This is a genomic window from Kitasatospora sp. NPDC033851 (assembly GCF_055576085.1).
Genome location: NZ_JBVIRL010000029.1, coordinates 57581 through 83935 on the forward strand (window position 1 = coordinate 57581; position 26355 = coordinate 83935).

The window sequence follows — 26355 nt, forward strand, 5'->3', positions numbered from 1 at the left end:
CCACCGAGCCGCGCCCAGACCGAGCCGATCCGAACGGATCTCCGAACAGTTCCATGACGACGTCAATTCCGCTGCCCCTGACGCAGTTCGTGGTCAAGATGCACAGCAGGTGCGATCTCGCCTGCGACCACTGCTACGTCTACGAGCACGCGGATCGCAGCTGGAGCTCCCGCCCGAAGGTCCTCGCGGACGGGATCCTGGCCAAGGCCGCCGAACGCGTCGGCGAGCACGCGGCCGCCCACCGGCTGCCCGCCGTCCGGGTCGTCCTGCACGGGGGAGAACCCCTGCTCGCCGGCCCGGACCGCTTGCGCCGCGCCGCCGAGGCGTTCCGCGCGGCGCTCCCGCCCGGCTGTGCGCTCGACCTGCGCATCCACACCAACGGCGTGCTGCTGAGTCGCGCCTTCTGCACGCTGTTCGCGGAGCTGGACCTCAAGGTCGGCATCTCGCTGGACGGCGACAGGGCCGCCAACGACCGCCACCGGCGCTTCGCCGACGGCCGCACCAGCCATCCGCAGGTGCTGCGGGCCGTCGCACTGCTGAACGAACCCGAGTACCGGCACCTCTTCGCCGGGCTGCTCTGCACGATGGACGTCGAGAACGACCCGGTGGCCGTGTACCGGGCGCTGGCCGAACTCCGCCCGCCCGCCGTGGACTTCCTACTCCCCCATGCCACCTGGGTCGAGCCGCCCAAACGCCCCGAAGCCCTGGGCGCCACCCCGTACGCCGACTGGCTGCTGACCGTCCACCGGCTGTGGGAAGCGGACGGCCGCCCGTTCGCCGTACGGACCTTCGAATCCGTGCACCGGACCCTGCGCGGACTCTCCAGCCTCACCGAGTCGCTCGGGCTGGAGCCCTCGGACCTGGCGGTCCTTGAGACCGACGGCACCTTCGAGCAGGCCGACAGCCTGAAGACCGCGTACGACGGTGCGCCCGCCACCGGGATGAACGTTTTCGCGCACAGCCTCGACGACCTCGCCCGCCACCCCGGCATCGCCGCCCGCCAGTCCGGCCTGGCCGGACTGAGCGAGGCCTGCCGCGCCTGCTCCGTGGTCCGCTCCTGCGGTGGCGGGCTGTACGCCCACCGCTTCCGGAGCGACGATGGGGGAGACAGCTTCGACCATCCCTCCGTCTACTGCGGTGATCTCATGGCGCTCATCAACGGTCTCGCGGGGAGCGGCCCTTCGGCTGCCGTGCCGGTACGGGCGGGTGAACCGCCACTGCCCGCGGCCGAGTTGTTGCCACCCGGTGCCGAGCCGTTGCTGCCGGGCGCGCTCACGTCGTCGCAACTCGACGAACTCGCGCGCGGGTACGGCGGCGCGGACACCGTCGCCGCACTCGGCCGCTCCCAACTCGCTCTCACCCGGGCGATGCTGGCCGCCGCCTGGGACGCCTCCGGACAGGGGCGGCCCGAGGCGTGGGCCCTGCTGTCCGCACTGGACGTCGAAGCCCCCGCCGCTGTCGACGCCGTCCTCACCCACCCGTACGCCCGCGCGTGGGCGGCCCGGCGGCTCGCCGGCGACCTCCCGGTCGGGCTCGGCCCGCTGGCCGCGCTGGCCGCAGCCGCGGCGGTGCGGGCCGGGCGGGGGGACGCGGTGCCGGTGCCCGTGCGAGGCGGGTGGCTGCACCTGCCGACGCTCGGGCGGATCGCCGTACCGGACGGGGAGGTGGTGGTCACCGGTCGGCCGGACGGCTTCGAGGTACGGGCCTGCGACGGCTCGGTGCGCACGGGGCTGGACGAGCCGCTGCGACGGATCCGGCTGGCCGGCGGGTGGACCCTCGCCCTGGAGGACACCGACCCGCTGCGCGACTGCCACGACCACCCGGTCGCGGACCGGCTGCCCGGCGGCGAACTGCTCGACTGGACCGGCGCGTTGCGCGAAGCCTGGGAACTGCTCGGGCGGGACCTGCCCGCGTACGCGGAAGGCATCCGGACCGGACTGGCGACGGTCACCCCGTTGCGGCCGGGCCCGGCAGGCCGGGACGTCAGCTCGGCGGCCCGGCAGGCGTACGGCGCCGTCGGCATCGCCCGGCCGGCCACCGCGCCCACCCTCGCGCTCCTGCTCGCGCACGAATTCCAACACGTCAAACTCGGCGCCGTACTGGACCTCACGGACCTGTACGACCGCGACGACACCACGCTGTACTTCGCGCCCTGGCGGCCCGACCCCCGGCCGCTCGAAGGGCTGCTCCAAGGCACGTACGCCCACCTGGCCGTCACCGAGTACTGGGGCACCCGCACCCTCGCGTACGACGGCCTGCCCGGCGAAGCCGCCGACCGGACGCGCGCACAATTCGCGCTCTGGCGGCAGTACACCGCCGAAGCCGTGGAACGGCTCGCCGAGTCCGGAGCCCTGACCGGGACCGGCTTGCGCTTCGCCGACGGCATGCGTGCCACCGTCACACCCTGGCTCGCCCTGTCGCTGCCCGCCGCCGCCGAGCACGCGGCCGACCGGGCACGACACGAACGGGCCGGGGTCTGATCTCCCACTCCGCCCGCCCCCGGACCTCCCTCGCCCGGGGCCCTCAACCCCGGGGAACCGTCATCCTCACCGAACCCCGTGTCGGCAGCGTCGCCGTCGCCGACCCTGTCCGCTCCCACGTCCGCCCACTGCGCCGCGCATTCGCCGACCTCGGGGTCCGCCCGGGCATGGTGCTGCACGTCCAGGCGTCCCTGCGCACCCTCGGCCCGGTGCCGGGCGGGGCCGCCGGCGTGATCGACGCCCTGCTGGACATCCTGGGCCCCGACGGCACCCTGGTCGCCTACACGGCCACCCCCGAGAACTCCGCCACCTCACGCATCCACCAGGCCGCGGTGGCCGGACGCTCCCCGGAGGAAGTCGCCGACTACCAGGCCCGGATGCCGCGCTTCGACCCGTCCACCACCCCGGCGTCGCCCACCATGGGCGCCCTGTCGGAGGCCATCCGCACCCACCCCGGCGCGCTCCGCAGCCGCCACCCGCAGACCTCCTGGGCGGCGCTCGGCCGCCACGCGCAGGAGATCACCGGCCGACACCCCGACGAATGCCACCTGGGCCTCGACTCCCCCCTGGGTCGGCTCTACGACCTGGACGCCCGGGTCCTGATGATCGGCGTCCCGATCGACCGCTTCACCGCCTTCCACCTCGCCGACCTGCGGCTGCCCGACGTCCCCGTCCGCGAGTACCGCTGCGTGGGGGAGGACGGCTGGACGGCCTTCAAGGCACCGGACTTGGACGACCTCCACTTCGGCGGGCTGGGCGCCGAGGTCCTGCGCCTCGCCCACGGCATCACCACCGCCCACATCGGCGGCGCCACCTGCCGCCTCGTCCCGGTCCGGGAGGCCGTCGACTTGGCGGAGCAGATCCTCCGTCGCACCCGCACCACCTGAACCCGCCCGGTCGCCCGTCGCCCCGAACCGCCGTGCGCAGGAAGTCGGCCAGGCCGACTTCCTGCGCGGACCGAAGCCATCGGCCGAGGTGACCGACCAGGCCGGACAGAAGTGAGGCGCCCGATGACTTCCCCACCCCCGGTAGTACCGAGCGCGCTCACCGGCCGCTATCGGGCAGTGCGGCCCCGCGTGGACAACGGTCCGGGCCACCCCCCGGCCGAGAACGTGGAGACCGCCGTCGAGTTCGCCTTCCGGGCGCCGTCGCTGTGGCGGCTCGACTTCGGCGGTCGTGTCGTCGTCCACGATGGCAACCACGCTCCGTGGGTGTCGCCGGGGCTTTCCTTTCCCGGTGCCGGCTGGCCGTGGAGCTTCGACCCCGACCCTGCCCGGCTCGTCCTCCCCGTCCCGTCCGATCTTCGGGTCGGCCGTCGGATCCGGACCAACGGGCGGGAGGCCGTCCAGGCGGAGACAGCCGGGCCCGGGGGCGCGCGGCTGCACCTGGTGATCGACAGCGACACCGGCATGGTCCTGCGGGCGAGTGCCCCGGGTACGGCCTACACCGAGGAACTCACCGACCTCGGATTCCCCGGGTCGTTGCCGGACGAGCCGTTCGTCCGACCCGAGTACGACGAGGACCAGCCTGGTCGGTGGGAACGCATCCGCGAGTACTGCCGCACCCGGCCGCTGCCTGTGCCCGCCTCCTGGCCCGGCCCGCTCGGTCGTCCGTCGCCGATCGACGGGGACCCTGGCACCGGCTTTCTCGTCCTGGATCTCGATGCCCGGCCGTCGCCGGGCGCCCCGACGGCGGCCCAGCTGGTTCGCCAACCTCTGGACGACCCGCCGTACCTGTCCGGTTGGGCCCTCGATCCCGGTCACCACCTCCAGCGCTGGCGTGACCCTCACTGGCAGTGGACCCTCGTCCTCTCCGACCATCCGCTGACCGCCGGGCAGTTGGGCCGCATTCGTGAGGAACTGGCGGGCGCCGGTTAGGCACTCCGCGCCCGGGCGGTCAGGCCACGGGCACCTCGTCCCGCTCGGGGAGCTGCGTGCGTGGTCCGAAGAGCTGCTTGTCGTGGCCGGCCACAGTCAGTGTGCACTGGCCGTCCTCGCAGGAGCGCTGGAGGCGGCCCCGCGAGACGGTCTGCACCAGTCCGATCGCCCAGCACATCGGGCAGCCGCGCAGGGCGAGCAGACCGACCGGCAGCAGAACCAGGCTGAGCGGCCCGACCAGCGGCAGGAGGACGACCGAGCCGACCAGCGAGCCGAACCCCACCACACCGCGCACGAGATGCTCGGACAGGGACGTGCTCGCGAAATCGGGGCCCTCAGGCTTCGTGCCGGTCATCGTTCCCTCCAGAGACTGTGACGGGGGTGGCCTGCAGCGCCCGTTGGAGCGCCGTACGGGACCGGTGCAGACGGGACTTCATTGCGGCCATACTCAGGCCCAGCGCATCGGCGGCCATCCGGCCGCTGTAGCCCTGGACGTCCCGCATGATCAGCACGCGGCGCTGGTCCGGGGGCAGGGCGGCGACCGCAGCCGCCACCCTGGCCGCTTCCAGGCGTTGCAGGACCTCGTCCTCGGCCGAGGCCACCGGGGTGTCCTGCGAAAGGGGCACGGTGCTGTCCCGCAACCGGGCCCGCGCGCGCCGGAGGCACTCGTTGCGCACGATGCGGAACATCCACGACGCCAGGGCGCCGGAGGCCCGCAGCATGCCGATCTTGCGGTACAGGATGATCAGGGCCTCCTGCGCCGCGTCCTCCGCGTCCTCCGGGGAGGCGCAGAGGGATCGGGCGAACCGCTGCACGTTCGGGTGCGAGCCCGACACCAACGCGGCGATCGAGTCGACGTCGCCGCCCTGCGCTGCGGTGACCAGTTGCTCACCCGGCCAGGACGAGTCAGCCACGCCCGGCTCGCTTGCGCTTCACGACGAGCATGCAGGTGCAGAGCAGCACCAGGACGACGGTGATACCGATTCCGATGACCACGACTACCTCCGGTTTCCGTGCCCGACGTTTGCCGGCACGTCCATAAGAGGCGCGGGCCACCGAAAAGGATTCAGCCGATCAGCACCGTGCCCCGGCGGTGGGCCGCCGGGGCACGGGGATGCGGGTCTGGCGTGGCGGATCAGGAGGCGAGCCGCCAGAGGTGGTCGTCGAAGCCGGAGATGTAGCCGCCGGTCCACGAGCTGTTGTAGCAGGGGTACACGGTCAGGGGAAGGTTGTCGGCCCGGTCGCTTCCGTCTCCGGCCACGCCGGAGACGTCGAGGCAGAGACCGTCCTTGTAGTTGACGATCTCGTAGTCCTGGTTGCCGGTCACGTCGACGAAGTACCACTCCTGGTTGTCGCCCGCCGGGTTGGAGGCGCAGTTGTAGGTGTACAGCCGCGTGCCCGCCGGGTCGGAGCCGTAGTCGGGGAGGTCGAGGCAGTAGCCGCTCTTGGTGTTGACGAACTGGTACAGGGAGAGTCCGTTGACGGTGCGGGTGGACTCCAGGCTCCACATCTGGTTGTCGGCGGCGCCGAGCGTGCAGCGGAACTGGGTGACGGGGGTGTTCAGCGGGTTCGAGCCGTAGTTGGGCAGATCGGCGCACTTGCCCGTGGTGTCGTTGTAGAGCGCGTAGGTGCCGACGTAGGTGGCCGCGTGCGCGCTGGAGGCGAAGGCGAGAGGGGCGAGCGCCGCGACGCCGGCGACGGCGAGGAGGCGGGCGAACCTGGACTTGAGCATGCGGATTCCCCGATCGTGGGAGGGAAGGGCTGGGATTGCCGTGCCGGTTTCCGTGCGTGCGTGCGTGCCGGGCGCGGATGGCGCCGTGGTCGGGCACGGGATTCAGCGAACCGGATGACGTGCACGCCGTCGAATGATTCGATTCCGTTCGAAGACGATCGCGCTGCGGGAGGTTTTCGTGATCCGGATCAACCTGGGCGCGCGCGGTCTGGGCATGGTCAGGTTCGCCCTGTCACCCTTGGACGCGACGAATGATCTGCTCTTCGCCCTCAGCAAGTCGCCGCACCTGCTGGACGCGACCTGGCGAACCCAAGCCGTGCAAGCACTGTCGGAGCATCGGCTGGGTCTGTTGGCCGTAGTCGCCGGCGGCGGCCCGCTCGGCTACGCCCCGGACTTCTTACGGCCCGAACCGGCCGGATTCCAGGTCTGTCCGGACAGCGCGCTGCACCAGGTGGCCACCACACCGGCGGAGCGGGTCCGCTACGAGATGACGGGGGCCGTCGGCGGCCACGCATGGGACCAGAGCGTGGCCCGCAGGCCGCCCCGGATGCTCCTAGAGGCCATGGACCGGGGCGAGGAGTACCTGGCCCAGCGGATGGCCGTGGAACTCGAGCAGTTCTGGCATGCCGTCCTCGCGCCGCACTGGCCCGGTATGCGCGCCCGGCTGGAAGGCGATGTCGCCACCCGGGCTTCCGCGATCGCCCGGCACGGGATCGCGGATGCCGTCAACAATCTCGCCCCCAATCTGCATTGGGACGGTGGCGCGCTGAACGTGGGCCTTTCCGCCACCAGTTCCCACCGACTGAGTCTCGACGCCGACGGCACGATCCTCGTACCCAGCCTCTTCGCTCGCAGGGCGATCTTCTGCGCGGCCGAACCCCCGGGTGCGCCGGCTCCCCGCACGCCCCTGATCGTTTATCCGGCCGTGCCCGGCGACTGTCTCCCGCCCACGAGCAGCGAAGAACTGATCGGTACGACGCGCTTGCGACTACTGGCCGAACTCATCCAGCCCCGCGCCACCGGAGAGCTCGCCGGCCTCCTGCACCTGAGCCCCGCGACCGTCTCCTACCACCTGCAGATCCTCCACCGCGCGGGGCTCGTGCAACGCACCCGCCGATCGCGGACCGTCCTGTACCAAAGGCTCGCGGCGAAGCCCGGCTACACCGGTGGCCTCGGATGACCTGATCCCCGTGCCCCGGCGGAGGGCCGCCGGGGCACAGGGGATGGGGTCAGGCGACGAAGTGGTCGAACTCGCCGGCCTTGGCACCACGGATCCAGGCATCGAGCTTGGTGCGGGTGGTGGTGACGACGGTGGTTGGGGCGTCGGACTCGCGGATGTGGACGAGGTCGCCGTCGGAGGCGATCTCTACGCAGTTGGCCTGGTCGCCGCTGAAGCTCGACTTCTGCCAATTGAGCTGGCTCATGGTCACCTTCCTTGGACCTTGTAACGGATGTGCTGGATCAAGCCCATCGAGTCACGATAGGTGGCGGATGGTGCCGGCGTGGAAGCGGATAGGGGAGGAAGCGCCAGGCCCCTGATCCGGTCGAACTTCTGGTCAAACGCTGCCACGGACTCAGGATCTCCTACGAAGGTAGAGCCATGCGGGTGTTCGAGCAGAACCGTGTGGAGCCGGCTGTGCTGTCCTCGGACAAGCATGAACGGGGTATCGGTCGACGCATAGGTAGTGCAGTCGAACGGAAAAATCTGGATCGTCACGTTGGGCAGCCGACTCATCTCGATCAGATGGGTCAGCTGGTCGCGCATGACGGTCGGACCCCCGTACATCATGTGCAGGGCTGCCTCGTGGATCACTGCACGGAGCGGACGGGCGTTCTCGCGTGTCAGTAGCGCCTGGCGCTGGAGGCGAAATTCGACCTTCCTCTCGCTGTATCCGAGGATGACCTCGCTGTATGCCTTGGTCTGCAGGAGGCCAGGGATCAGAAGAGTCTCGTAGCTATCCAGGCTCGTGGCGCTCGCTTCCACCTCGGCCAGATCGAGGGCTGGAACGGTCACGTCGTGCTTGTACTCGGTCCACCAACCTTTCCCCGGGCTCTCGCTCATGGCGACGAGGCCGGCGCGGTACTCGGGGTCCGTGATGTTGCAGAGGTCGAGCCAGGCATTCAATCGCTCAAGATTGAGGCCAAGCCTGCCCGCTTCGGTGTGGCTGATGTTCGGGCCCTTCACGCCCAAGGCCTCGCCGATCTCCAAGGCTGAGAGGCCTGCCGCGTCTCGAACACGGCGAAGCTCCTCGCCGAAACGCCGCTGTCGTTCGCTGATCCCAGTCCTGAACCCCATGGACATGCCCTTCCCGCGATCTATGCCTACGCAAAGTGTAGAGGCATGTGCGGAACGTGTTGCAGAGTTGAGGCGGATTCATCTACAGTCCAATAACGCATCGTCAGCAGTGCCTGTCTGCACGGCACTCCTCTGCACCGCTGGGAGATTCCCCATGTGTGACCCCATGCTCAACACCCCCTCCCTCACCGTCTCGCGCGAGGTGTTGCGCGACGCCATGGTGCGCGCCGGGTACTCGGACCCCTCCATCGGGGACGCCGAACTCGCGCTCATGGAACTGATCGTGAACGCCTGGCGGCACGGGCTGACCGACTCGCCCGTCGTCACGGTCGTGTACTCCGACAGGACCCTCCGCGTCACGGTCGCCGACCGGAGCTCCGAGCTGCCGCAGCGTCAGAAGCCGACCGAACTCGCCGAGTCCGGGCGTGGACTGCAGCTGGTCGAGGCATTCACCCACCGGTGGGGCGTCGAGCCGCAGAAGTTGGGCAAGCGGGTCTGGTTCGAGTTGGACGGCGTCGCGTGAACGCGCTCCACCCGATCCACCCGGCCGATCCGGCCCTGGGGCATCTCGCCGGTCGGGACATCACCGAACTGATCGTGGAACTCCGCACCGAGGGGCGCGAGTTCGGTTTGCTCTGGCCGTCCGCCAAGCCTGGGGAGACCATTCTGGACGGCCGGGTCCTCGTCTCCCTCGGCAATGTTCCGGCCAGCACCGTCATCAATCTCCTGGCGCTGCTGCGCGAGTTCAAGCGCCACCGGGGGTAAGGCGCTCAGGCCGCCGCGAGTTCGCGGACCGTCGTGGCGATGGTGGCGAAGTCCTTGCGCAGGATCTTGGAGTGGTTGCTCGGGACCTTCGCGCTGACCTTGATGTTCGGGTTGCGGGCGAGCACCGGGTCGAGGCCGGCGCGGATGCCCTCCATCACCTTCGCGTCCCCGCCCAGATTGCCGCCGGTGGCGAGGACGTACCGGGTCGGTACGGCGACGCGGTCGAAGACCGGGTCGAGGAGGGCGGGCGCGCAGAGTTCGTTGAGTTCGATGTTGATCTCGGCGTGCTGGGTGGCGCTCATCCGGGCGGCCAGGCCGATGCGGCGGCAGATCGGAAAGAGTGGGCTCAGGAGCCGGAACAGCTTGCGGATCCGGGCCCTCGTGGCGTCGTCCAGCCACTCGTGCGCCATCGCGCCGTCCACGGAGACCACCGCCGCCACGCGGTCGGGGTGCCGGGCGGCCCAGTGGATGGCGAGCATGGCGCCGTAGGACCAGCCGACCAGGATCGGCCGCTCGATTCCCCGCGCGGCGAGGACGGCGTCGAGGCTGCGGACGGACGATTCGAAGGAGTAGTCGGAGGAGGTCCCGGACTTGCCGCGGGCGCGTTCGTCGAAGGTGATGTGCCGGTAGCCGTCGCCGAGTTCGGCGATGACGTGCTTCCAGTGCGACTGGTCGGCGTAGGAGCCGTTGAGGTAGACGATCGCCTGGCCGGGGCCGCCGGTGTCGGTCACGGCGAGGGCGGTGTCGTCGACCGGGACCCTGCCGGTCCAGGAGGAGTGCTTGATGCTCATGGCGTCCCTTTCCGGGGTTCGGGGGCTCAGAGGCTGCGGGCGGTGATGTCGCCCTGGGAGGTGGTGGCGCGGATGTCGAGTCCGGTGGTGCCGTCGTTGCGCAGGGCGTTGCTGATGCGGCCGTAGGCAGTGGCGGCGTCCAGGGCGGCGGAGACTCCGGGAGCGGCGCCGACGGTGATGTTGCCGGACTGGGTGCTGAGCACGACGGTTCCGCGCACGGCCTGGGTGATGCGGATGTCGCCGCGGGCGGCGGTGATCTCGGCGGGGCCGTTGAGTCGGCCGATCTCGATGTCGCCGTCAGTGGCGGTGAGGCGGACGCTCTCGGCCTCGTCGATCTTGATCTGGCGGTAGGCGCCGTCGAAGGCGAGGTCCCCGAGGCGGCCGACGACGCGCAGCTCGCTGGCGGCGGCCTTGCCCTCGACGCGGGAGCCGGCCGGCAGCTGGACGGTGACCTCGACCGAGCCGGCGCCGAAGAGCCCGCCGGTTTCGGGGGCCTGGATCCGCAGGACGCCAGCGGCGTAGGAGGCGGTGGTCTGCTCGGCGGTCTGGACGTCGCGGTTCTTGGCCGGGTTGGCGGGCCGGATCTCGACGGTGGTGTCGGTGCGGTCGGTGGCGATGAGCTGGACGCGGCCGGCCGGGATGTCGAGGACGGCGGTGATCGCGGCGGGGGTGTCGAACTTCTGCATCGTGCTCTCCTTCGTGAGGCGGCGGGCGCTCCGTGCGCCCGCCGTTTCTGACGATGGAAAAGCTACGTTGCGTTCGATGATCAGGCAACGCACTCGTTGCGCAAAATATGCATCGCTGCAGGTAGTTGCCGGGAAATCATTGCAATAGGCCTGCAGCTAACGCAACGTCATGCGTCTTCTTCATTGCAATGGCGTGAGGATGAACGCTATACGGGCTCCAGTCGCAGCCGCCGGAACGGCCAGGGGGCCGGTTCGGCGGGGCCGAACCAGACGCGGACGTCCTCGCCGGTGCGGACGGGCAGGGCGGGGAAGCCGTTCTCGGCGTGTTCGGTGCGGTGCAACGCGTGGGCCGGGGCGAGGTGCCGGGCGGCGTAGGCGTCAAAGGCGGCCGCGTCGGCGGGGTGGCAGACGGTGGCGAGCACCTCGCGCGCGCCCGGACGCGGGGCGAAGCCGGGGCCGCGCAGCAGCAGGACGTCATCGCTGTCGACCATGGTGGCGTTGGCCGCCTCGCGGTGCTCCCGCCAGACCGGGCCGTAGTAGAAGGCCTCCAGCGCGCGGCGGCGCTCGGACATGGAGGGGAAGGCTCGCAGCCAGACGAAGCGGTCCGGGTCGTCCAGGTCGCGGAAGCGGCCGCCGACGGCGATGCCGACCGCCTCCTGTCCGGTCACGAACTCGCGTTCGAAGAGCTCGATCAGGGTCTCCCGGGCGCCGGGGCGCAGGGTGTACTGGCGCAGTTCGACGATGCTCATGCGTCGAGACCGTCGAGACCGTCGAGACCGTCGAGACCGCCGAGGTCGCCGAGGCCGCCCACGGCCGGTCCGGTACGGGTGAAGTCCATGGTCCAGTTGTGCTCCCAGGTGCGGCCGCCGTCGGCGGAGAACTCCTGCTCCCAGCGGGCGGCGTCCGGGCCGAGCCGGTGCCAGGTGAAGTGCACCCGGATCGGGCGGCCGGCGTAGGTGTCCTCGCCGTGGAAGTCGCCTCGGTCGCTGGTGAAGCCGCCGACCACCGGGGGATCCAGCTGTCCGGTCCGACTGTCGGACCAGTAGATCGACCACTGCTCCGTCTCGCGGTCGAAGAGCCGCAGGGTCACGCCCTGGCGGCCCAGGGTGGGGAAGGTGATCTCCTCGATGTTCCCCGCGCCCCCGAACAGCGGCCGGACCACCGTGTGACCGGGGAACTCCTCCCAGGTGCCGTTGTCCGCGTCGGCGAGCGGGGTGGTGAGGCGGCGGTTGGCCACGCTCCAGGAGCCGTGAAAGAAGTCGAAGTCGTCCATGCGCCGCAGGTTAGGGGCACTCCACTGACACCCACTGTCAGTGGAACCAGGGGATACTGGGCGGCATGCGCGCGAGTCGGCTGGTCACCCTGCTCCTGCTGCTCCAGAACCGGGGCCGGATGACGGCCGAGCAGCTGGCCGGGGAGCTGGAGGTCTCGGTCCGTACGGTCTACCGGGACGTCCAGGCGCTCGCCGCCGCCGGCATCCCGCTGTACGGCGACGCCGGACACGCCGGCGGCTACCGGCTGGTCGACGGCTACCGCACCCGCCTCACCGGGCTGACCGCCGACGAGGCGCAGGCCGCCTTCCTCGCCGCGCTCCCGGGCACGGCCGCCGAACTCGGACTCGGCGAGGCGCTCGCCGCCGCCCAGCTCAAGCTGAGGGCCGCTCTTCCGGCCGAGCTGCGCGAGCAGGCCGGGCGGATCCAGGAGCGCTTCCTGCTCGACGCCCCGGGCTGGTACGGCGACGCGGACGACACCCCACACCTGGCCGCCGTCGCCGCAGCGGTGTGGGCGCGGCGGGCGGTGGTCCTGCGGTACCGGCGCTGGCGGGCGCCGGAGGAGGTCGAGCGGCGGGTGGAGCCGTACGGGCTGGTGCTCAAGGCCGGGCGCTGGTACCTGGTCGCCGGCGGGCCGTCCGGGATGCGGACCTACCGCGTCGACCAGATCATCGAACTCGCCATGACCGAGCAGGAGTTCGAAGCCCAGGGCGACTTCGACCTCGCCTCGCACTGGGCGGCCTACCTCGCCGACTTCCGGGCCCGGCTGCACACCGGCGAGGCGCTGGTCCGGCTCACCCCGGAGGGCGCCCGCCGCCTCGGCGTGACACCCACGGACGACGGTTGGACGGAGGCCCGGGTGCCCATCGAGTCGGTCGACCACGCGCACGGCGAGTTCCTGCGGCTCGGCGCCGACGTCGAGGTACTGGAACCGGCCGAACTTCGCGACCGCGTCGCCGCGACGGTACGGGCACTGGCCGCCCGCTATCCGGGGTGATCCTCAGGCGACGAAGTGGTCGAACTCGCCGGCCTTGGCGCCCCGGACCCAGGCGTCGAACTTGACGCGGGTGGTGGTGACGATGTGGGTGGGGTTGTTCGATTCGCGGATGTAGACGAGGTCGCCGTCGGAGGCGATCTCCAGGTAGTTGGCTTGGTCGCCGCTGGTGCTGGACCTCTGCCACTCAAGGTGTTCCACGGTTGCCTTCCTCGGGTCCTGTGGTGGACGTGCTGACAATATCCGCGAGCAGAGCGGCATGGGATTGGGAAGCCACTACGGTTTACCCGGACATCACACGGCGGCGGGGGTTGTCGATGCAGGGCGCGGTGATCGGTGGGCGCTACCGGATGGGCGAGCGCATCGGGTCGGGCGGCATGGGCGAAATCTGGAGCGCCCACGACACCAGGCTGGCCCGGGATGTCGCCGTCAAGCTGATCCTGCCGCGCTTCGACGGCATGGACGACAGTGCGGAGCAGGCCCGCTTCCAGCGGGAGGCGCGGCTCACCGCCCGGCTCCACCATCCGAACATCGTCGGTGTCCACGATTGCGGGATCCACCTGGAGGCCGGGCTGCCGATGCCTTTCGTGGTCATGGACCTCCTCGCCGGGCAGTCGCTCGCCGCGCTGCTGAAGTCCGGCCGGCGTCCTGGCGTCGCGGAAGTCGTGGACTGGGGCATGCAGGTCTGCGGGGCGCTGGCTGTGGCGCACCGCGAGGGCGTCGTGCACCGCGACATCAAGCCCGCCAACCTCTTCCTCACCCGCCGTGTCGACGGTACCGAGGCTGTCGTCGTCCTCGACTTCGGCATCGCGGCCTACCTGCAGGGGAACCACACCCAGCTCACCCCCGACGGATACATGATCGGCACCGCCGCCTACATGGCCCCCGAGCAGGCCAGGCGCGAGAGCGTCGACGGCCGTGCGGACCTGTACGCGCTCGGCTGTGTGCTGTACGAACTCCTCACTGGTGCGCCGCCGTTCGGCATCCATGCGAATCCGGGTGCCCTCGCGGCCGCCCACATGTACGAGCCGCCCGTGCCGCTGCGGCAGCACCGGCCCGACCTGCCCCACGGCCTCGACCGGTTACTGCTCCAGCTCCTCGCGAAGAGCCCGGCCGGCCGCCCCCCGTCGGCGCTCGCTGCCGCCGAGGCCCTCGCGGGCGCCACCGACGACCGGCTCCCCACCGCGGGGGAACTGACCGCGACTTACGACCTGGCCAATTCCCTCGGTCGGCTGGGGCGCCACGGGGAGGCGGCGGCGTTGCTGGACGGGTTGGCGGCGGACCGTGCTCGCGTCCTGGGCGCCGACCACCCGGACACCATCAAGGCTCGGCACAACCGCGCGTACAACCTGGGTGAGGCGGGGCGCCACCTGGAGGCGGCGGCGCTGCTGGAGCGGGTGGTGGCCGACCGGGCGCGCGTCCTGGGTCCTGATCATCCGCACACGCTCACGGCCCGCCACAACCAGGCCTACTACTTGGGTCAGGCAGGGCAGCATGCTCGGGCGGCGGCGCTGCTGGAAGGGGTGGTGGCCGACCGGGCGCGTGTCCTGGGTCCTGATCATCCGCACACGCTCACGGCCCGCCACAACCACGCGTGCAACCTGGGCGAGGCGGGGCGCCACCTGGAGGCGGCCGGTCTGCTGGAGCGGGTGGCGGCCGACCGGGCGCGCGTCCTGGGTCCGTCCCATCGGCTCACGGTCATGTCCCGCAGGAGCCATGCGGTCTACGCCGAGCGGATCGGGCGGTTCGGTTGACCGTCGGCCCGATCGGCCTCGTCAACCGGCCGTCGGTCGACTGCCGCGGCGGCATCGTTTCGGTCATGTCAATTCGTGCGAGTCGTTGTGCTATTCCATTGGGGTGTCAGTCGTTCCTACACTGAAGCCCCGCCGCACGGGGGCTGCGGGAGGCAGGTTGCCGACGGGCCCGGGGGAGGCGCGTGTGACTGACCGGGGCTGGGACGAGGACGACACCCGGCCGTACTTCTTCCTCTCCTACGCGCACACCCCGAAAGCCGGTGCGCGTGGCGCCGGCGACCCGAACCACTGGGTCCGGCAGCTGTACCGGGACCTCTGCGAGGCGGTGCTCCAGCTGACCACCGCCCCGGACGGGGTGCCGGTGGGCTTCATGGACGAGTCCATGCACCAGGGCGAGTTGTGGGCCGATCGGCTGTCCGACGAGTTGGCGAGCTGCCGGGTGTTCGTCCCGCTGTACTCCCCCCGGTACTTCAACAGCGTGCCGTGCGGTCAGGAATGGCACGCCTTCACCCGCCGTCCGGTCTATCCGGCGAACCTCGACTCGGAGCGCACCAGCGGCATCGTCCCGGTGCTGTGGGCGCCGATGAGCCGTTACCGGCTGCCGAAGGTGGCCAGTGAACTCCAGTTCAACCACGCGAGTTTCGGGCCCGACTACGCCACCGAGGGCCTGTACGCGCTGATGAAGCTCACCTACTTCCGTTCCGCGTACGAGCTGGCCGTGCACCGCCTGGCGGCCCGGATCGTGCAGGTGGCGGAGGAGACGGTGATCCCCGTCGGGCGGCGTCTCGAATTCAACACCCTCCCCAGTGCGTTCAATGTGACCGCCCCGACCAGGCAGCTGCGGATCTCGGTACTCGCCTACCACCAGGGCGAGTTGCCGGATGGCCGCAACCCCGACTACTACGGCGAGCGGCGCACCGACTGGCATCCGTACCGGCCGGTCGGCTCGCCCATCGCGCAGCACGCGGTGCGGCTGGCACGGCAGTTGGGGTTCCAGCCGACCGTGCACGAGTTCGACGACGAGGCCGCGTCGATCATCGAGGGCAACGCCGAGGCCCCCGGCCTGCTGCTGCTCGACCGGTGGGCGCTGCGCGATCCGCGCCGGCGCGAACTGGTGCGGCGCTTCGACCGCTCGGACGCCACCTGGGTGAGCGTGCTGGAGCCGTGGAACGCCGACGACCCGGAGTGCCAGGAAAGCGCGGGCGAGCTGGGCGACCTGAGCGACGACACGCTGCGCATCACCCGGCGGGCGGGCCGTCCGAGCTTCCTCGGCGCGACCGGCCCGGCCCGCGCGACCGGGCTGCATTCGCTGGAGGACTTCGACGACGCGCTGCCCCGGGCCGCGATGAAGGCCAAGTACGCCTTCGAGGGCCGTACCAGGGCCGAACCGGAGGAACCTCCGCCACCCCGGCCGAGTCTGCGGGACGCGTTCCGGCGCGGGGGAGGCGGGCCAGGGCCGGACGGCTCGGGCGAGGACCCCTTCGCCCAGGACGAGAACAACGGCGGCGACCGGAACAACGGCGGCGACCCGCACCGCGAGCGCGACCGGAACAACGGCGGTGACCCGCACCGCGAGCGCGACCCGTACCGCGAGCACGACCCGTACCGCGACGACGGCGATGACCCCGATGACGGGATGGCGCCCCTGGGAGGACGAGGAAACCGATGACCGAGAACCGCACCAGGAACCTCCGCCTCGGGGGCCTCGCCGCCGCCGATCTGGTCGCCCAGCGCGAGGCCGAGCGGCGGGCCGCGGAGCAGGACCGCAACGGCCGGATCATCACCTTCTACTCGTACAAGGGCGGCACCGGCCGCACCATGGCCCTCGCCAACACCGCGTGGATCCTGGCCGCCAACGGCTTCCGCGTGCTCACCGTGGACTGGGACCTGGAGGCGCCGGGCCTCGCCAAGTTCTTCCACCCCTTCCTCGACCCGGCCTCCCTCGCCGGCACCACCGGGATGATGGACCTGATCGCCGAGTACCGCGAGGAGGCGCTGCGCCCGGTCGAGCACGCCGAGGGCTGGCACCTGGACTTCGCCCGGGTGCACCCGCACGCGCTGTCGCTCACCTGGCCGCACTTCCCGTCCACCGGCAGCCTGGACTTCCTCTCCGCGGGCCAGTTCAACCGGGACTACTCCGAGGCCGTCACCCACCTCGACTGGGACATCTTCTACGACCGCTTCGACGGCGGGCAGTTCTTCGACGCCCTCAAGGCCGACATGGCCAAGCGCTACGACTACGTGCTGATCGACTCCCGCACCGGCCTGTCCGACATCGCCGAGATCTGCACCGTGCAGATGCCCGACGACCTGGTGGTCTGCTTCACCCTGAGCGACCAGTCGATCGACGGTGCCTCCCGGATCGCCCAGCACATCCACGACCGCTACCGCGAGCGCGGCATCCGCATCCTGCCCGTCCCGATGCGCATCGACGAGGGCGAGAAGGAGAAGGCGGACGCGGGCCGGGCGCTCGCCCGGGTCCGCTTCGACGGCCTGCCCGCCGGCTTCAACGGCGAGGAACTCGCCGCGTACTGGGGCTCGGTGGAGATCCCGTACCGGCCGTTCTACGCCTACGAGGAGATCCTCGCGACCTTCGGCGACCAGACCGGCACCCCGACCTCGATGCTGGCCGCCTGCGAGCGGCTGACCTCCATGCTCACCGACGGCCGGGCCCCCGGCCTGCCGCCGATGGACGAGGCGGTCCGGCTGCGCTACGTGGACGCGTTCACCCGCCGCCGCCCGTCCGTCCCGGCCGACCTCTACCTCTCCTACGTCCCCGAGGACCGGATGTGGGCGGACTGGATCGAGTCCGTCCTCACCCGGGCGGGCTTCCGGGTGCTGCCCCGCGACCTCAGCGCCGGCACCGACCCGCGCGAGGAGACCGAGCGCGGCATCGACTCGGCGTTCCGGACGGTCGCCGTGCTCTCGCCCGCCTACCAGCGCTCCCCGCAGGCCCGGGCGCTGTGGGAGTCGGTGGTCAGCTCCGACCCGTCCGGGACCAGGCGCCAGCTGCTGCCCGTCCGGGTCGGGGACGTGCGGCTCACCGCGCCGTTCAGCAACCGCAACCCGGTCGACCTGGTCGGCCGCGACGAGACGCAGTCGATCCAGAGCCTGCTGCGCGCCCTCGGCCGCGGCGACGTCCCGCTCGAGGACGCGCCCAACGGCGGGCCGCGGTTCCCCGGCAGCAAGCCGTCGGTGTGGGACGTCCCGCCGCGCAACCCCTCCTTCACCGGCCGCGCCGCCGTCCTGGAACAGCTGCGCAACCAGCTGCGCGGCGGCATGGCGGCCGTCCTGCCGACCCCGCAGACCCTGTACGGGCTCGGCGGCGTCGGCAAGACCCAGGTGGCGCTGGAGTACGCCCACCGCTTCATGTCCGACTACGACCTGGTCTGGTGGATCGACGCCGAACAGACCGAGCTGGTCGCCCCGGCCCTCGCCGAACTCGCCCGCCGGCTCGGCCTGCGGGTCGGCGACTCGGTGACCGAGGCCGCCGAGGCCGCCCGCGAGGCACTGCGCCGCGGCGTACCCACCTCGCGCTGGCTGCTGATCTTCGACAACGCCGACGAACCCGCCGAGATCCGCCGCTTCTTCCCCGGCGGCTCCGGCCACATCCTGGTCACCTCCCGCAACCAGGCCTGGACCGGGCACGCCGAGGCCCTGGAAGTCGACGTCTTCACCCGCGGCGAGAGCGTCGAACACCTGTGCCGACGCGCCCGCAGCCTCTCCCGGCCCGACGCCGACCGGGTCGCCGAAGCCGTCGGCGACCTGCCGCTCGCCGTCGAGGTGGCCGCCGCCTGGCTGGACACCACCGGCACCCCGGTGGAGACCTACGTCACCCAGCTGCACGCCGAAGCCGCCCGCGCACTCGCCGTCGGCCGCCCCGCCGACTACCCCACCCCGGTCGCCGCGACCTGGAACGTCTCCATCGGACGGCTGCGCCAGCAGTCCCCGGCAGCGGTGCGACTGCTGCAACTGTGCGCGTTCTTCGCACCCGAGCCGATCTCGATGAACCTCTTCTACAGCGACCAGATGATCCGGGCGCTGGTGAAGTACGACGCCGACCTCAGCGACAAGTTCATGCTGGGCAAGGTCATCCAGGCGATCGGCCGGTACGCGCTGGCCAAGGTCGACGCCGGCAGCAACAGTTTCCAGGTGCACCGCCTGGTCCAGGCGGTGATCCGGGCCGGCATGACCGCCGACGAGCAGGAGATCGCCGTCCACGAGGTGCACCGCATCCTCACCGGCGCCCGACCCGTCCTCGGCGACACCGACGACCCGGCCAACTGGCCCGCCTTCGACGAGATCTGGCCACACCTGTCGCCGTCCAGGGCCCACAACTGCGACGAGGCCGACACCCGCCAGCTGCTCATCGACCGGGTCCGCTACCTGTGGAAGCGCGGCGAACTCGACCGCGCCCGCGACCTCGGCCACGCCCTCGACGCGGAGTGGACCAGCAAACTCGGCGAGGACGACCGGCAGACCCTGCTGCTGCGCTTCCAGCTCGCCAACGTGCTGCGCTCCCAAGGCAACTACGCCGAGGCGCTGGCCCTGGACGAGTCCACCCTGGAACGCCAGCAGGCGCTGCTCGGCGAGCACCACCCGTACACCCTGATGACGGCCGGCTCGCTAGGCGCCGACCGCCGGGCCCTCGGCCGGTTCCAGGCCGCACTCGACCTCGACCGCGAAATCCTCGACCAGTTCCGCGAGTTGTTCGGCGACGACAACCCGCGCACGCTCTCCATGGCGAACAACCTGGCGATCGACTACCGCCTGGTCGGCGACAGCGAGGCCGCCCGCGAACTCGACCAGGAGACCCTCGACCGGCGCACCGCCGTCCTCGGCCCCAAACACCCCTACACCCTGTCCACCAAGTCCAACCTGGCCCGCGACCTGCGCGAACTCGGCGACTACCGGGGCTCGGTGGACCTGCTGCAGGAAGTCACCTCCGACCTCGGCGACGTCCTCGACCCGGACCTCCCGGAGAACCTGCGCAACGCCAAGTCGCTGGCCGTCTCGCTGCGCCGCATCGGCCAGCTCGCCGAGGCCCGCCGGATCACCAAGGAGACCTACGAGCGCTACCTGGAGCGCTACGGCGCCGACGCCCCCGACGCCCTCGCCTGCGCGCTCAACCTGGCCGCCGACCACAGCGCCTCCGGCGACAAGGAAGCCGCCCGCGACCTCTGCTCCACCGTCTTCGAAGGCCACCGGAGGCTGTTCGGCGACGAACACCCGTTCACCCTGGCCTGCGCCAACAACCTCGGCATCTACCTGCGCGGCAGCGGCGACGTCCAGGGCGCCATCGAGCGCGGCCGGCTCACCGTCGAGGGACTGACCCGCTCGGTCGGACCGGAACACCCCTACACCCTCAACGCGATGATCAACCTGGCCAACGCCTACGGCGACGACGGGCAACTGGCGCTCGCCGAACAGCTCGGCCGGGCCGCCCACCAAGGGCTGTGCGAGCGCTACTCGGGGCAGCACCCGGACGCGGTGGCCTGCGAAGCCAACCTGGCCGTCACCCTGCGGACGGCCGGCCGGCACACCCAGGCCGCCGAGCTGCGGTCGCGATCGATCGCCGAGCTGATCCGGCAGTTCGGCGAGGAGCACCCCAACACGGTGTCGGCGCGCGGCTGGAAGCGGATCAACCGCGACCTGGAGCCGCAGCCGGTGTGAGTCCGCTCCGGACAGGGGCGGGGTACGCTGCCGAGCCATGGCCACCACCCCGCCCCCGGTCCTGGTCACCCGGCGCCTGGCGCCCGGTGTCATCGAACGGCTCACCGCCCGCCACGCCGTCACCCGCCACGACTCCGACCAGGCGATGGACCGGGCCGAGCTGCTCGCCGCCGTCCGCGGCCGGCAGGCCGTGCTCACCACCCTGGACGACCGGGTCGACGGCGAGTTCCTCGACGCGGCCGGCCCCGGGCTGCGGATCGTCGCCAACCACGCGGTCGGCTACCACAACGTCGACCTGGCCGCCTGCGCCGAGCGCGGGGTGCTGGTCTCCCACACCCCCGGCGTGCTCACCACCGCCACCGCCGACATGGCCTGGGCCCTGCTGCTGGCCGCCACCCGCCGCCTCGGCGAGGGCGAACGCCTGCTGCGCTCCGGCACGCCCTGGACCTGGGCGCCCACCTTCCTGCTCGGCCTGGAACTGGCCGGCACCCCGCTCGGCGTGCTCGGCATGGGCCGGATCGGCCAGGCGGTCGCCCGCCGGGCCCGCGCCTTCGACATGCCGGTCAGCTACCACAACCGCCGCGAACTGCCGCCCGAGCAGGCCGAGGGCGCCGACTGGAAGCCGTTGGAGGACCTGCTCGCCACCTCCACCGTGCTGGTCGTCACCTGCCCGCTCGGCGACGCCACCCGGCACCTGCTGGACGCCCGCCGGCTGGCCCTGCTGCCGCACGGCGCGGTGGTCGTCAGCATGACCGCCGGCGTGGTGGACGAGGAGGCGCTGGCCGCCGCGCTGGAGTCCGGCGCACTGTTCGCCGCCGCCGTCGACAACTTCGAGCACGAGCCCGCCGTCCCGTCCGCGCTGCTCGCCCAGGAGCGCGCGGTCCTGGCCCCGCACCTGGGCAGCGCCACCGTCGCCACCCGACAGGCGATGGGCGGCCTGGCGGTGGACAACATCCTGGCAGTGCTCGACGGCGAACCGCCGGTCACCCCGGTGCGGCCCTGAGCCGGTAGGGCTAACCCGCTGCCCAGGCCAGGGCGGTGGTCATCACCCGGAAGGCTCCGAAGTGCGCGGCGCCGGGTTCCAGGAAGAGCTCGGCGTCCGGGATGTGGTCGGCCAGCCAGCGGGAGTGGTCGACCGGGGAGAACTGGTCGTCGGCGCCGTGCCAGAGCCAGGTCGGCACCCGGACGGACCCGACGTCGAAGCCCCAGTCGGCGGTGAAGGCCAGCACGTCGTCGATCCAGCCGTCCGCGCCGTGCCGGAACGCCTCCCGGTAGTTGCTCTGCAGCATCCGCCGCAGTCCGCTGTCGGCCACCACCGCCCGGTCGGCGGGGGAGAGTTCGGTGCGCAGCCCGTTCAGCAGCCGGACCGGGTCGTCCTTGATCTGCCGGGAGCGGAACTCCATCGCGTCGGCGATCCGGCCGTGTCCGCGCTCGGCCTCCTGGTACGCGCGGACGTTGGACGGGGTCATCCCCGCGTACCAGTCCAGGCCGGCCGCGTCGCGCGGCGCGAGGCCCACCAGGACCGCGACCCGGCTGACCCGCTCCGGCAGCAGCGCGGCGCAGGCCAGCGCGTGCGGGCCGCCGCCGGAGCGGCCGAGCACCGCGAAGCTGTCCAGCCCGAACTCGTCCGCGATGGCCCGTACATCGGCCGCCGCCGCGTTCACCCGGCGGCCGAACAGCCGGGTCGAGTCGCCGTAGCCGGGCCGGTCGTACGAGATCAGCCGCACGCCCAGCCGGTACAGCACGGTGCTGCGCGGGTGCGGGCCGACCCGGCTGCCGGGCATGCCGTGCAGCAGGAACACCGGTCGGCCGCGTGGGTCGCCGAGGGACTCGACCGCGAGGGCGCGGTCGTCCGCGGTCTTGACCATCCGTAACGACACCTGCGGCCTCCTCAGTGTTCCCGGTCGATTCGGTGCTCCGGGGCGGGTCGGTGCTCCGGGTCGGTCCCCTGCCCCCGGTGGTGCTCGTGCTCCCGGTGGTCCTCGTCCTCCCGGTCGTTCTCGTCCTCCCGGTCGGTGGTGGTGCGGACCTCTCGGCGGGCCTGCCAGGTGGTGTGCTCGCGGGAGATCGCGTCCTCGGCGTCCCGGGCCAGCCGGGCCCAGATCTCCTCGGCCTCCGGCGCGTCGAGGTCCAGCTCGGCGAGTTGGCGCTGGATCTGGGCCAGCTCCTCGGCGGCCAGCGCGTACGCGGCGGCCAGCGGCCGGTACTGGCGCAGTTGTGCCCAGGCGGTGACCGAGGCGGCCACCGCCGAGACGGTGCCCAGCGCGTCGTAGGTGAACGCGCCGAGCGCCCGCAGCAGCGCGAGCACCAGCCCGAGCGCGGGCAGCAGCACGCCCAGCACCCCGGCCCAGTGGCCGGTCCGGGCGCAGTAGCGGGCCTTGGCGCGGTACCAGTCGTGCTGCACCTGGATCCGCTCGCCCAGGTACACCTCGCGGCGCACCGCCAGCGGCTGCTCGCGCAGGTCGCGCATCGCCGCGGTGATCTCCGCCGCGCTCCCGGCCTCGCTCCCCGTCCCGCTCCCGGCCCCGCTTCCCGGCACGGCCACCGGGCTGTCCCGGAAGGCGCCGAGCACCCGGCCGAGCTGGAAGCGGTACAGGCCCTCGGCGTCCGGCAGGGTGCGCGGCGGCGGCTGGTAGGCGTCGGCCCGGACGGCGTACTTCCAGACCAGGGTCTTCACCGACTCGGCGGCCGCCCGGCCTTCGTACCAGAGGCCCTGCGGGTTCTGCCGGCTGATCACCACCGCCAGCGCGACCGCGCCGAGGTAGGCGCCGGCGGCCGGCCAGGCCCAGGGCTCGCCGTCGGCCGAGCCGGTCGCGGCGGCGACCACCAGCAGGACCAGCTCCCAGGCGGAGAGCAGCACCGAGCGCCGCTGGCCGCGCAGCGAGGCCGCGTCGGCGGCCCAGAAGAACTCGGGCAGTAGGTCCCGCTCGCGCACCCAGCCGGTTCGTCCCGCACCAGACGCCATGTTCGGCCCCCACCCGTCGCTCCGGTCGCACCGCTCTCCTGCCCCGGGCGGCTTCCCGGTACGCCTGGCGCGGCCGGGGGTGGCCCGCAATGGCCGGGAAGGCCCGGTGGATTGTCCGGGACTCCCCGTGTTCGTTCCGGTACCGAGCGTGCGCGGCACCCCGGGGCTCGGTGGGTGCGGCTCAGTAGGTGTAGAGGACCCGCTCGGCGTTGTCGGCCATCTGCCGGGTGTTCCACTCGGTGCCGCCCGGGACGTTGCCGGAGCGGAACAGCGGCGGGGCGGGGGCGTCCCCGGCGGCCGCCCGGTCGGCGAGCCGGCCGACCGCCGAGGCGACCACGGCCTGCATCAGTGCGCTGGTCACGATGGTGGAGACCGGGCCGAAGGTGGTCTCGGCGCCCGGGTGGGTCAGCTCGCCGTCGCCGACCGCGATCTTGCTGTCCAGCACCACGTCGCAGTGGTCCTTCAGGTAGGTGCCGGAGGGGTGGGCGGAGGGCACCTCCTCCGGGTAGGCCAGCGAGGTCACCCCGATCACCTTCAGGCCGAGGTCCCGGGCGTACCGGGCCAGCTCGACCGGCATGACCTGGCGGCCGGACAGCGAGATCACGAACAGCAGGTCGCCGGTGGTCGCCGGGGTCAGGTCCAGGGTCGCGGTGGCCAGCCCGGAGACCCGCTCCAGGGCGCTGGACAGGGGAGCGGGCATCACCGTCACCCCGGTCGTCCCGGGCACGTTCAGCAGGTTCATCGGGACCAGCCCGCCGGCCCGGTAGACCACGTCCTGGGCCGGCAGCGAGGAATGTCCGGCACCGAAGGTGAAGACCCGGCGGCCCTCGGTCATCGCCTCCGCCAGCAGCGCGGCGGCGGCCTCGACGGTGTCGGCCTCCTCCTCGCGCACCCGCTGGAGGTGGGCGATCGCGGCGTCGAAGTACCTGCCGACCAGGTCGTTCATCGGGTGCCTCCGCTCTCTGCCGGTGAGGGAGCCGGCCGGGTGGGGCGGTCCTGGTGGTCCAGACCGCCGGTGGAGAAAGCTACGGCCAGCACGGTCGCGTCCCGGCCGTACCGCTGTCAACAGGAACGAAATCCCGTGCCCGAAGCCCCCGGGCGGCCCCGGTTGTCGCCTCGGTACGTCAGAATTGGCGATGAGGACACCGAAGAACGGAGCCAGCGGCGATGTCTGGGCTGATCGACACCACTGAGATGTACCTTCGCACCATCCTGGAGCTGGAGGAGGAGGGCATCGTCCCGATGCGCGCCCGGATCGCGGAGCGCCTGGAACAGAGCGGTCCCACGGTCAGCCAGACGGTCGGCCGGATGGAGCGCGACGGCCTGCTCCAGGTTGCCGGGGACCGTCACCTCGAACTCACCGAGGACGGCCGCCGTCTCGCGGTGCGCGTCATGCGCAAACACCGCATCGCGGAGTGCCTGCTGGTCGACGTGATCGGCCTGGAGTGGGAGCAGGTGCACGAGGAGGCGTGCCGCTGGGAGCACGTGATGAGCGAGACGGTCGAGCGCAAGGTGCTCGCCATGCTCGGCCACCCCACCCAGTCCCCGTACGGCAACCCGATCCCGGGCCTGGACGAGCTGGGTGACACCAAGGCCGAGGGCGAGGGCTTCGACGCCGGGCTCGTCCCGCTGGACACCGTCAAGCCGGGCGAGGCCGGGGCCGACGTGGTGGTCCGCCGGATCGGCGAGCCGATCCAGACCGACAGCGCGCTGATGAGCACCCTGCGCCGGGCCGGCGTCCGGCCGGGTTCCACGGTCAAGGTGAATGTCGGCGTCGGCGGTCTGCTGGTCGGCACCGGGGACACCGCGGCGGAGCTGGGCAAGGACATCGCCCAGCACGTCTTCGTCGCCCAGCCCTGAGGCGCCGACACCGTACGGCCGAGTCGGGCCCGCTGCCTCCCGTGCAGCGGGCCCGACTCGTCCTCCCCGTCCCTCCCTGTTCCCCTCCGCTCCCTCCCTGCTCCCTCCCCGGGTTCCCCTCCGGCGCCTCGCCCGGCTTCCCCGTCCGAGCGCCCCTTCCGGCATCCCCACGCACCGCAATTCCTCCCCTCGGCCGATCATGGCAATCCTTGAGCGCTGTCACTCGTACGAGGGGCTTCTGCGGTTGACCAGCGGGTACACCGAAGCCTTATCCGGACTTGCGCAATCCGGAATCGCGTGGTCGGGGCAGGTGTCATCCGGACGCGCGCCATCCGGACATACATATGACGGGCCCTGCCTCCGGTGGGAGACAAGGCCCGTCACTCGCGCGCGTTGTGTCGCGCGGTGCACGCCCTCGCCCGATAGGCGTAGGGCGGCCGTTCGGGGGAGGTGAACCGGCCGGGGGCGCGGCCCCGCTCAGCCCACCGCCGCCGGCTGGGCGGCCTGCGCGCCGTGGTGGGCGGGCGACTCGCGGCCGCAGGCGTACGCGAGCGGGCTGATCAGCTCGGCGGCGTCGGGCAGCCAGCGGTTGAGCGAGGAGGGGGAGCGGGCCCACTGGGCGTACCCGGTGGAGCCGATCCGGGACGGCGGGGCGACCGTCCAGTCCCCCTCGCCGCGGGCGACCAGGTCCAGCCGGCCGGGCGGCCAGCCGAGCTTGCGGAGCATCTCCGGGAGCTTGGCCGCGACCCCGGGCAGCACCAGGAAGTGCAGCCGACGGCCGATCCGCCCGGGTGCGGCGGGCAGCACCGCCACGGGGCCGAGCTGGAGGTCCATCCGCTCCATCCGGGCCAGCGCCAGGCAGCCGGCCGTCTCCGGCACGTCCAGGACGTCGAAGGAGCGGCCGGTGGGCAGCAGGATCGAGGCCTGGGGCCGCTCGGTCCACCAGCGCCGCACCGCGCCCGGCCCGGCGCTCGCCTTGCGGGCCCAGTCCGCGTCCATCGGGTGGGCGCCCGGCAGCGTGCAGCGCGGGTCGGCGCAGGAGCAGCGGGCGGGCCCGTCGCCGTCGATCAGCCAGGCACCCGGGGCCACCTCCCAGTGGCGGTTCTCGGCGTAGCCGACGGCTTCGATGAGCAGCGGGGGCAGACCGGCGTTCTTGTCCTGGCCGGAGGCGTCGGGGATGTCTTCCACGCGCTGCTCAACTACCGTGTGTG

At 72.0% G+C, this 26355-nt stretch carries 26 protein-coding genes; 12 read left to right on the forward strand and 14 right to left on the reverse strand.

Annotation, left to right across the window (positions count from 1 at the left end; genetic code table 11):
• Positions 1–53 precede the first annotated feature (53 nt).
• From ACZ51D_RS36195 to ACZ51D_RS36205, 3 genes are all read left to right on the forward strand, one after another.
• Positions 54–2480, forward strand: coding sequence for an FxsB family cyclophane-forming radical SAM/SPASM peptide maturase (locus tag ACZ51D_RS36195; RefSeq protein WP_465664672.1), 2427 nt, complete (start codon positions 54–56; stop codon positions 2478–2480).
• Positions 2481–2647: 167 nt separating this feature from the next.
• Complete coding sequence (locus ACZ51D_RS36200) at positions 2648–3367, forward strand: AAC(3) family N-acetyltransferase (protein WP_465616460.1); 720 nt, start codon at positions 2648–2650, stop codon at positions 3365–3367.
• Between the two features lie 123 nt (positions 3368–3490).
• Positions 3491–4357 (forward strand): hypothetical protein, encoded by an 867-nt coding sequence (locus tag ACZ51D_RS36205; RefSeq protein ID WP_465616462.1) that lies wholly within the window; start codon positions 3491–3493, stop codon positions 4355–4357.
• Between the two features lie 19 nt (positions 4358–4376).
• On the opposite strand, the gene ACZ51D_RS36210 is transcribed toward ACZ51D_RS36205, so the two are convergent.
• From ACZ51D_RS36210 to ACZ51D_RS36220, 3 genes are all read right to left on the reverse strand, one after another.
• Positions 4377–4712 carry a hypothetical protein gene (locus ACZ51D_RS36210; RefSeq protein WP_465616464.1) on the reverse strand — a complete coding sequence of 112 codons (336 nt, stop codon included), beginning with the start codon at positions 4710–4712 and terminating at the stop codon, positions 4377–4379.
• Positions 4693–5271 (reverse strand): RNA polymerase sigma factor, encoded by a 579-nt coding sequence (locus ACZ51D_RS36215; protein ID WP_465616466.1) that lies wholly within the window; start codon positions 5269–5271, stop codon positions 4693–4695. The genes ACZ51D_RS36210 and ACZ51D_RS36215 overlap by 20 nt, the downstream gene beginning before the upstream one ends.
• Before the next feature lie 221 nt (positions 5272–5492).
• Entirely contained in the window at positions 5493–6089 is a 597-nt protein-coding gene (locus ACZ51D_RS36220) for an RICIN domain-containing protein (RefSeq protein ID WP_465616468.1), read from the reverse strand.
• A 178-nt stretch (positions 6090–6267) separates the two neighbouring features.
• On the opposite strand from ACZ51D_RS36220, the gene ACZ51D_RS36225 reads away from it, so the two are divergent.
• Positions 6268–7269: an ArsR/SmtB family transcription factor gene (locus ACZ51D_RS36225; protein ID WP_465616470.1), complete on the forward strand. Its 1002-nt coding sequence runs from the start codon at positions 6268–6270 to the stop codon at positions 7267–7269.
• 49 nt (positions 7270–7318) lie between these two features.
• Here ACZ51D_RS36225 and ACZ51D_RS36230 read toward each other — a convergent pair whose 3' ends face one another.
• The gene (locus tag ACZ51D_RS36230) at positions 7319–7513 is read right to left on the reverse strand and encodes a DUF397 domain-containing protein (RefSeq protein ID WP_465616472.1); all 195 of its coding nucleotides are present in this window, start codon (positions 7511–7513) and stop codon (positions 7319–7321) included.
• A gap of 2 nt (positions 7514–7515) precedes the next feature.
• Positions 7516–8391 carry a helix-turn-helix domain-containing protein gene (locus tag ACZ51D_RS36235; RefSeq protein ID WP_465616474.1) on the reverse strand — a complete coding sequence of 292 codons (876 nt, stop codon included), beginning with the start codon at positions 8389–8391 and terminating at the stop codon, positions 7516–7518.
• A gap of 148 nt (positions 8392–8539) precedes the next feature.
• On the opposite strand from ACZ51D_RS36235, the gene ACZ51D_RS36240 reads away from it, so the two are divergent.
• Complete coding sequence (locus ACZ51D_RS36240; RefSeq protein ID WP_465616476.1) at positions 8540–8908, forward strand: ATP-binding protein; 369 nt, start codon at positions 8540–8542, stop codon at positions 8906–8908.
• A complete protein-coding gene (locus tag ACZ51D_RS36245) occupies positions 8905–9150 on the forward strand; it encodes a hypothetical protein (RefSeq protein ID WP_465616478.1) in 246 nt (81 codons plus the stop codon). Before ACZ51D_RS36240 ends, ACZ51D_RS36245 begins: the two co-directional genes overlap by 4 nt.
• Before the next feature lie 5 nt (positions 9151–9155).
• Here the strand turns inward: ACZ51D_RS36245 and ACZ51D_RS36250 are convergent, their stop codons facing one another.
• From ACZ51D_RS36250 to ACZ51D_RS36265, 4 genes are all read right to left on the reverse strand, one after another.
• The gene (locus ACZ51D_RS36250) at positions 9156–9941 is read right to left on the reverse strand and encodes an alpha/beta fold hydrolase (RefSeq protein WP_465616480.1); all 786 of its coding nucleotides are present in this window, start codon (positions 9939–9941) and stop codon (positions 9156–9158) included.
• Between the two features lie 26 nt (positions 9942–9967).
• Positions 9968–10627: a DUF4097 family beta strand repeat-containing protein gene (locus ACZ51D_RS36255; protein WP_465616482.1), complete on the reverse strand. Its 660-nt coding sequence runs from the start codon at positions 10625–10627 to the stop codon at positions 9968–9970.
• A 206-nt stretch (positions 10628–10833) separates the two neighbouring features.
• Positions 10834–11376 carry an NIPSNAP family protein gene (locus ACZ51D_RS36260; protein WP_465616484.1) on the reverse strand — a complete coding sequence of 181 codons (543 nt, stop codon included), beginning with the start codon at positions 11374–11376 and terminating at the stop codon, positions 10834–10836.
• Entirely contained in the window at positions 11373–11900 is a 528-nt protein-coding gene (locus ACZ51D_RS36265; RefSeq protein WP_465616486.1) for a hypothetical protein, read from the reverse strand. Before ACZ51D_RS36265 ends, ACZ51D_RS36260 begins: the two co-directional genes overlap by 4 nt.
• A 65-nt stretch (positions 11901–11965) precedes the next feature.
• Between ACZ51D_RS36265 and ACZ51D_RS36270 the strand changes: the two genes are divergently transcribed.
• Complete coding sequence (locus ACZ51D_RS36270; RefSeq protein WP_465616488.1) at positions 11966–12895, forward strand: helix-turn-helix transcriptional regulator; 930 nt, start codon at positions 11966–11968, stop codon at positions 12893–12895.
• A 3-nt stretch (positions 12896–12898) separates the two neighbouring features.
• Here the strand turns inward: ACZ51D_RS36270 and ACZ51D_RS36275 are convergent, their stop codons facing one another.
• Positions 12899–13093 carry a DUF397 domain-containing protein gene (locus ACZ51D_RS36275; RefSeq protein ID WP_360494612.1) on the reverse strand — a complete coding sequence of 65 codons (195 nt, stop codon included), beginning with the start codon at positions 13091–13093 and terminating at the stop codon, positions 12899–12901.
• Positions 13094–13209: 116 nt separating this feature from the next.
• On the opposite strand from ACZ51D_RS36275, the gene ACZ51D_RS36280 reads away from it, so the two are divergent.
• The 4 genes from ACZ51D_RS36280 to ACZ51D_RS36295 all read left to right on the forward strand — a co-directional run bounded on the left by ACZ51D_RS36280 (position 13210) and on the right by ACZ51D_RS36295 (position 21322).
• The gene (locus tag ACZ51D_RS36280) at positions 13210–14646 is read left to right on the forward strand and encodes a serine/threonine-protein kinase (RefSeq protein WP_465664673.1); all 1437 of its coding nucleotides are present in this window, start codon (positions 13210–13212) and stop codon (positions 14644–14646) included.
• 184 nt (positions 14647–14830) lie between these two features.
• On the forward strand, positions 14831–16315 hold the full coding sequence (locus ACZ51D_RS36285; RefSeq protein WP_465664674.1) for a TIR-like protein FxsC: 1485 nt from the start codon (positions 14831–14833) through the stop codon (positions 16313–16315).
• Positions 16312–20319: an FxSxx-COOH system tetratricopeptide repeat protein gene (gene fxsT / locus ACZ51D_RS36290; RefSeq protein WP_465616494.1), complete on the forward strand. Its 4008-nt coding sequence runs from the start codon at positions 16312–16314 to the stop codon at positions 20317–20319. The genes ACZ51D_RS36285 and fxsT overlap by 4 nt, the downstream gene beginning before the upstream one ends.
• A gap of 37 nt (positions 20320–20356) precedes the next feature.
• Positions 20357–21322: a 2-hydroxyacid dehydrogenase gene (locus ACZ51D_RS36295; protein ID WP_360494603.1), complete on the forward strand. Its 966-nt coding sequence runs from the start codon at positions 20357–20359 to the stop codon at positions 21320–21322.
• Positions 21323–21332: 10 nt separating this feature from the next.
• On the opposite strand, the gene ACZ51D_RS36300 is transcribed toward ACZ51D_RS36295, so the two are convergent.
• From ACZ51D_RS36300 to ACZ51D_RS36310, 3 genes are all read right to left on the reverse strand, one after another.
• Positions 21333–22187, reverse strand: coding sequence for an alpha/beta fold hydrolase (locus ACZ51D_RS36300; protein ID WP_360494600.1), 855 nt, complete (start codon positions 22185–22187; stop codon positions 21333–21335).
• Positions 22188–22210: 23 nt separating this feature from the next.
• Positions 22211–23284, reverse strand: a complete 1074-nt coding sequence (locus tag ACZ51D_RS36305; protein ID WP_465616496.1) for a DUF4231 domain-containing protein — start codon at positions 23282–23284, stop codon at positions 22211–22213.
• Positions 23285–23465: 181 nt separating this feature from the next.
• Complete coding sequence (locus tag ACZ51D_RS36310) at positions 23466–24230, reverse strand: sugar isomerase domain-containing protein (protein WP_465664675.1); 765 nt, start codon at positions 24228–24230, stop codon at positions 23466–23468.
• Between the two features lie 221 nt (positions 24231–24451).
• Between ACZ51D_RS36310 and ACZ51D_RS36315 the strand changes: the two genes are divergently transcribed.
• The gene (locus ACZ51D_RS36315; protein WP_465616500.1) at positions 24452–25144 is read left to right on the forward strand and encodes a metal-dependent transcriptional regulator; all 693 of its coding nucleotides are present in this window, start codon (positions 24452–24454) and stop codon (positions 25142–25144) included.
• Between the two features lie 477 nt (positions 25145–25621).
• Here the strand turns inward: ACZ51D_RS36315 and ACZ51D_RS36320 are convergent, their stop codons facing one another.
• Positions 25622–26332: a bifunctional DNA primase/polymerase gene (locus ACZ51D_RS36320; protein WP_465616502.1), complete on the reverse strand. Its 711-nt coding sequence runs from the start codon at positions 26330–26332 to the stop codon at positions 25622–25624.
• Positions 26333–26355: the final 23 nt, after the last annotated feature.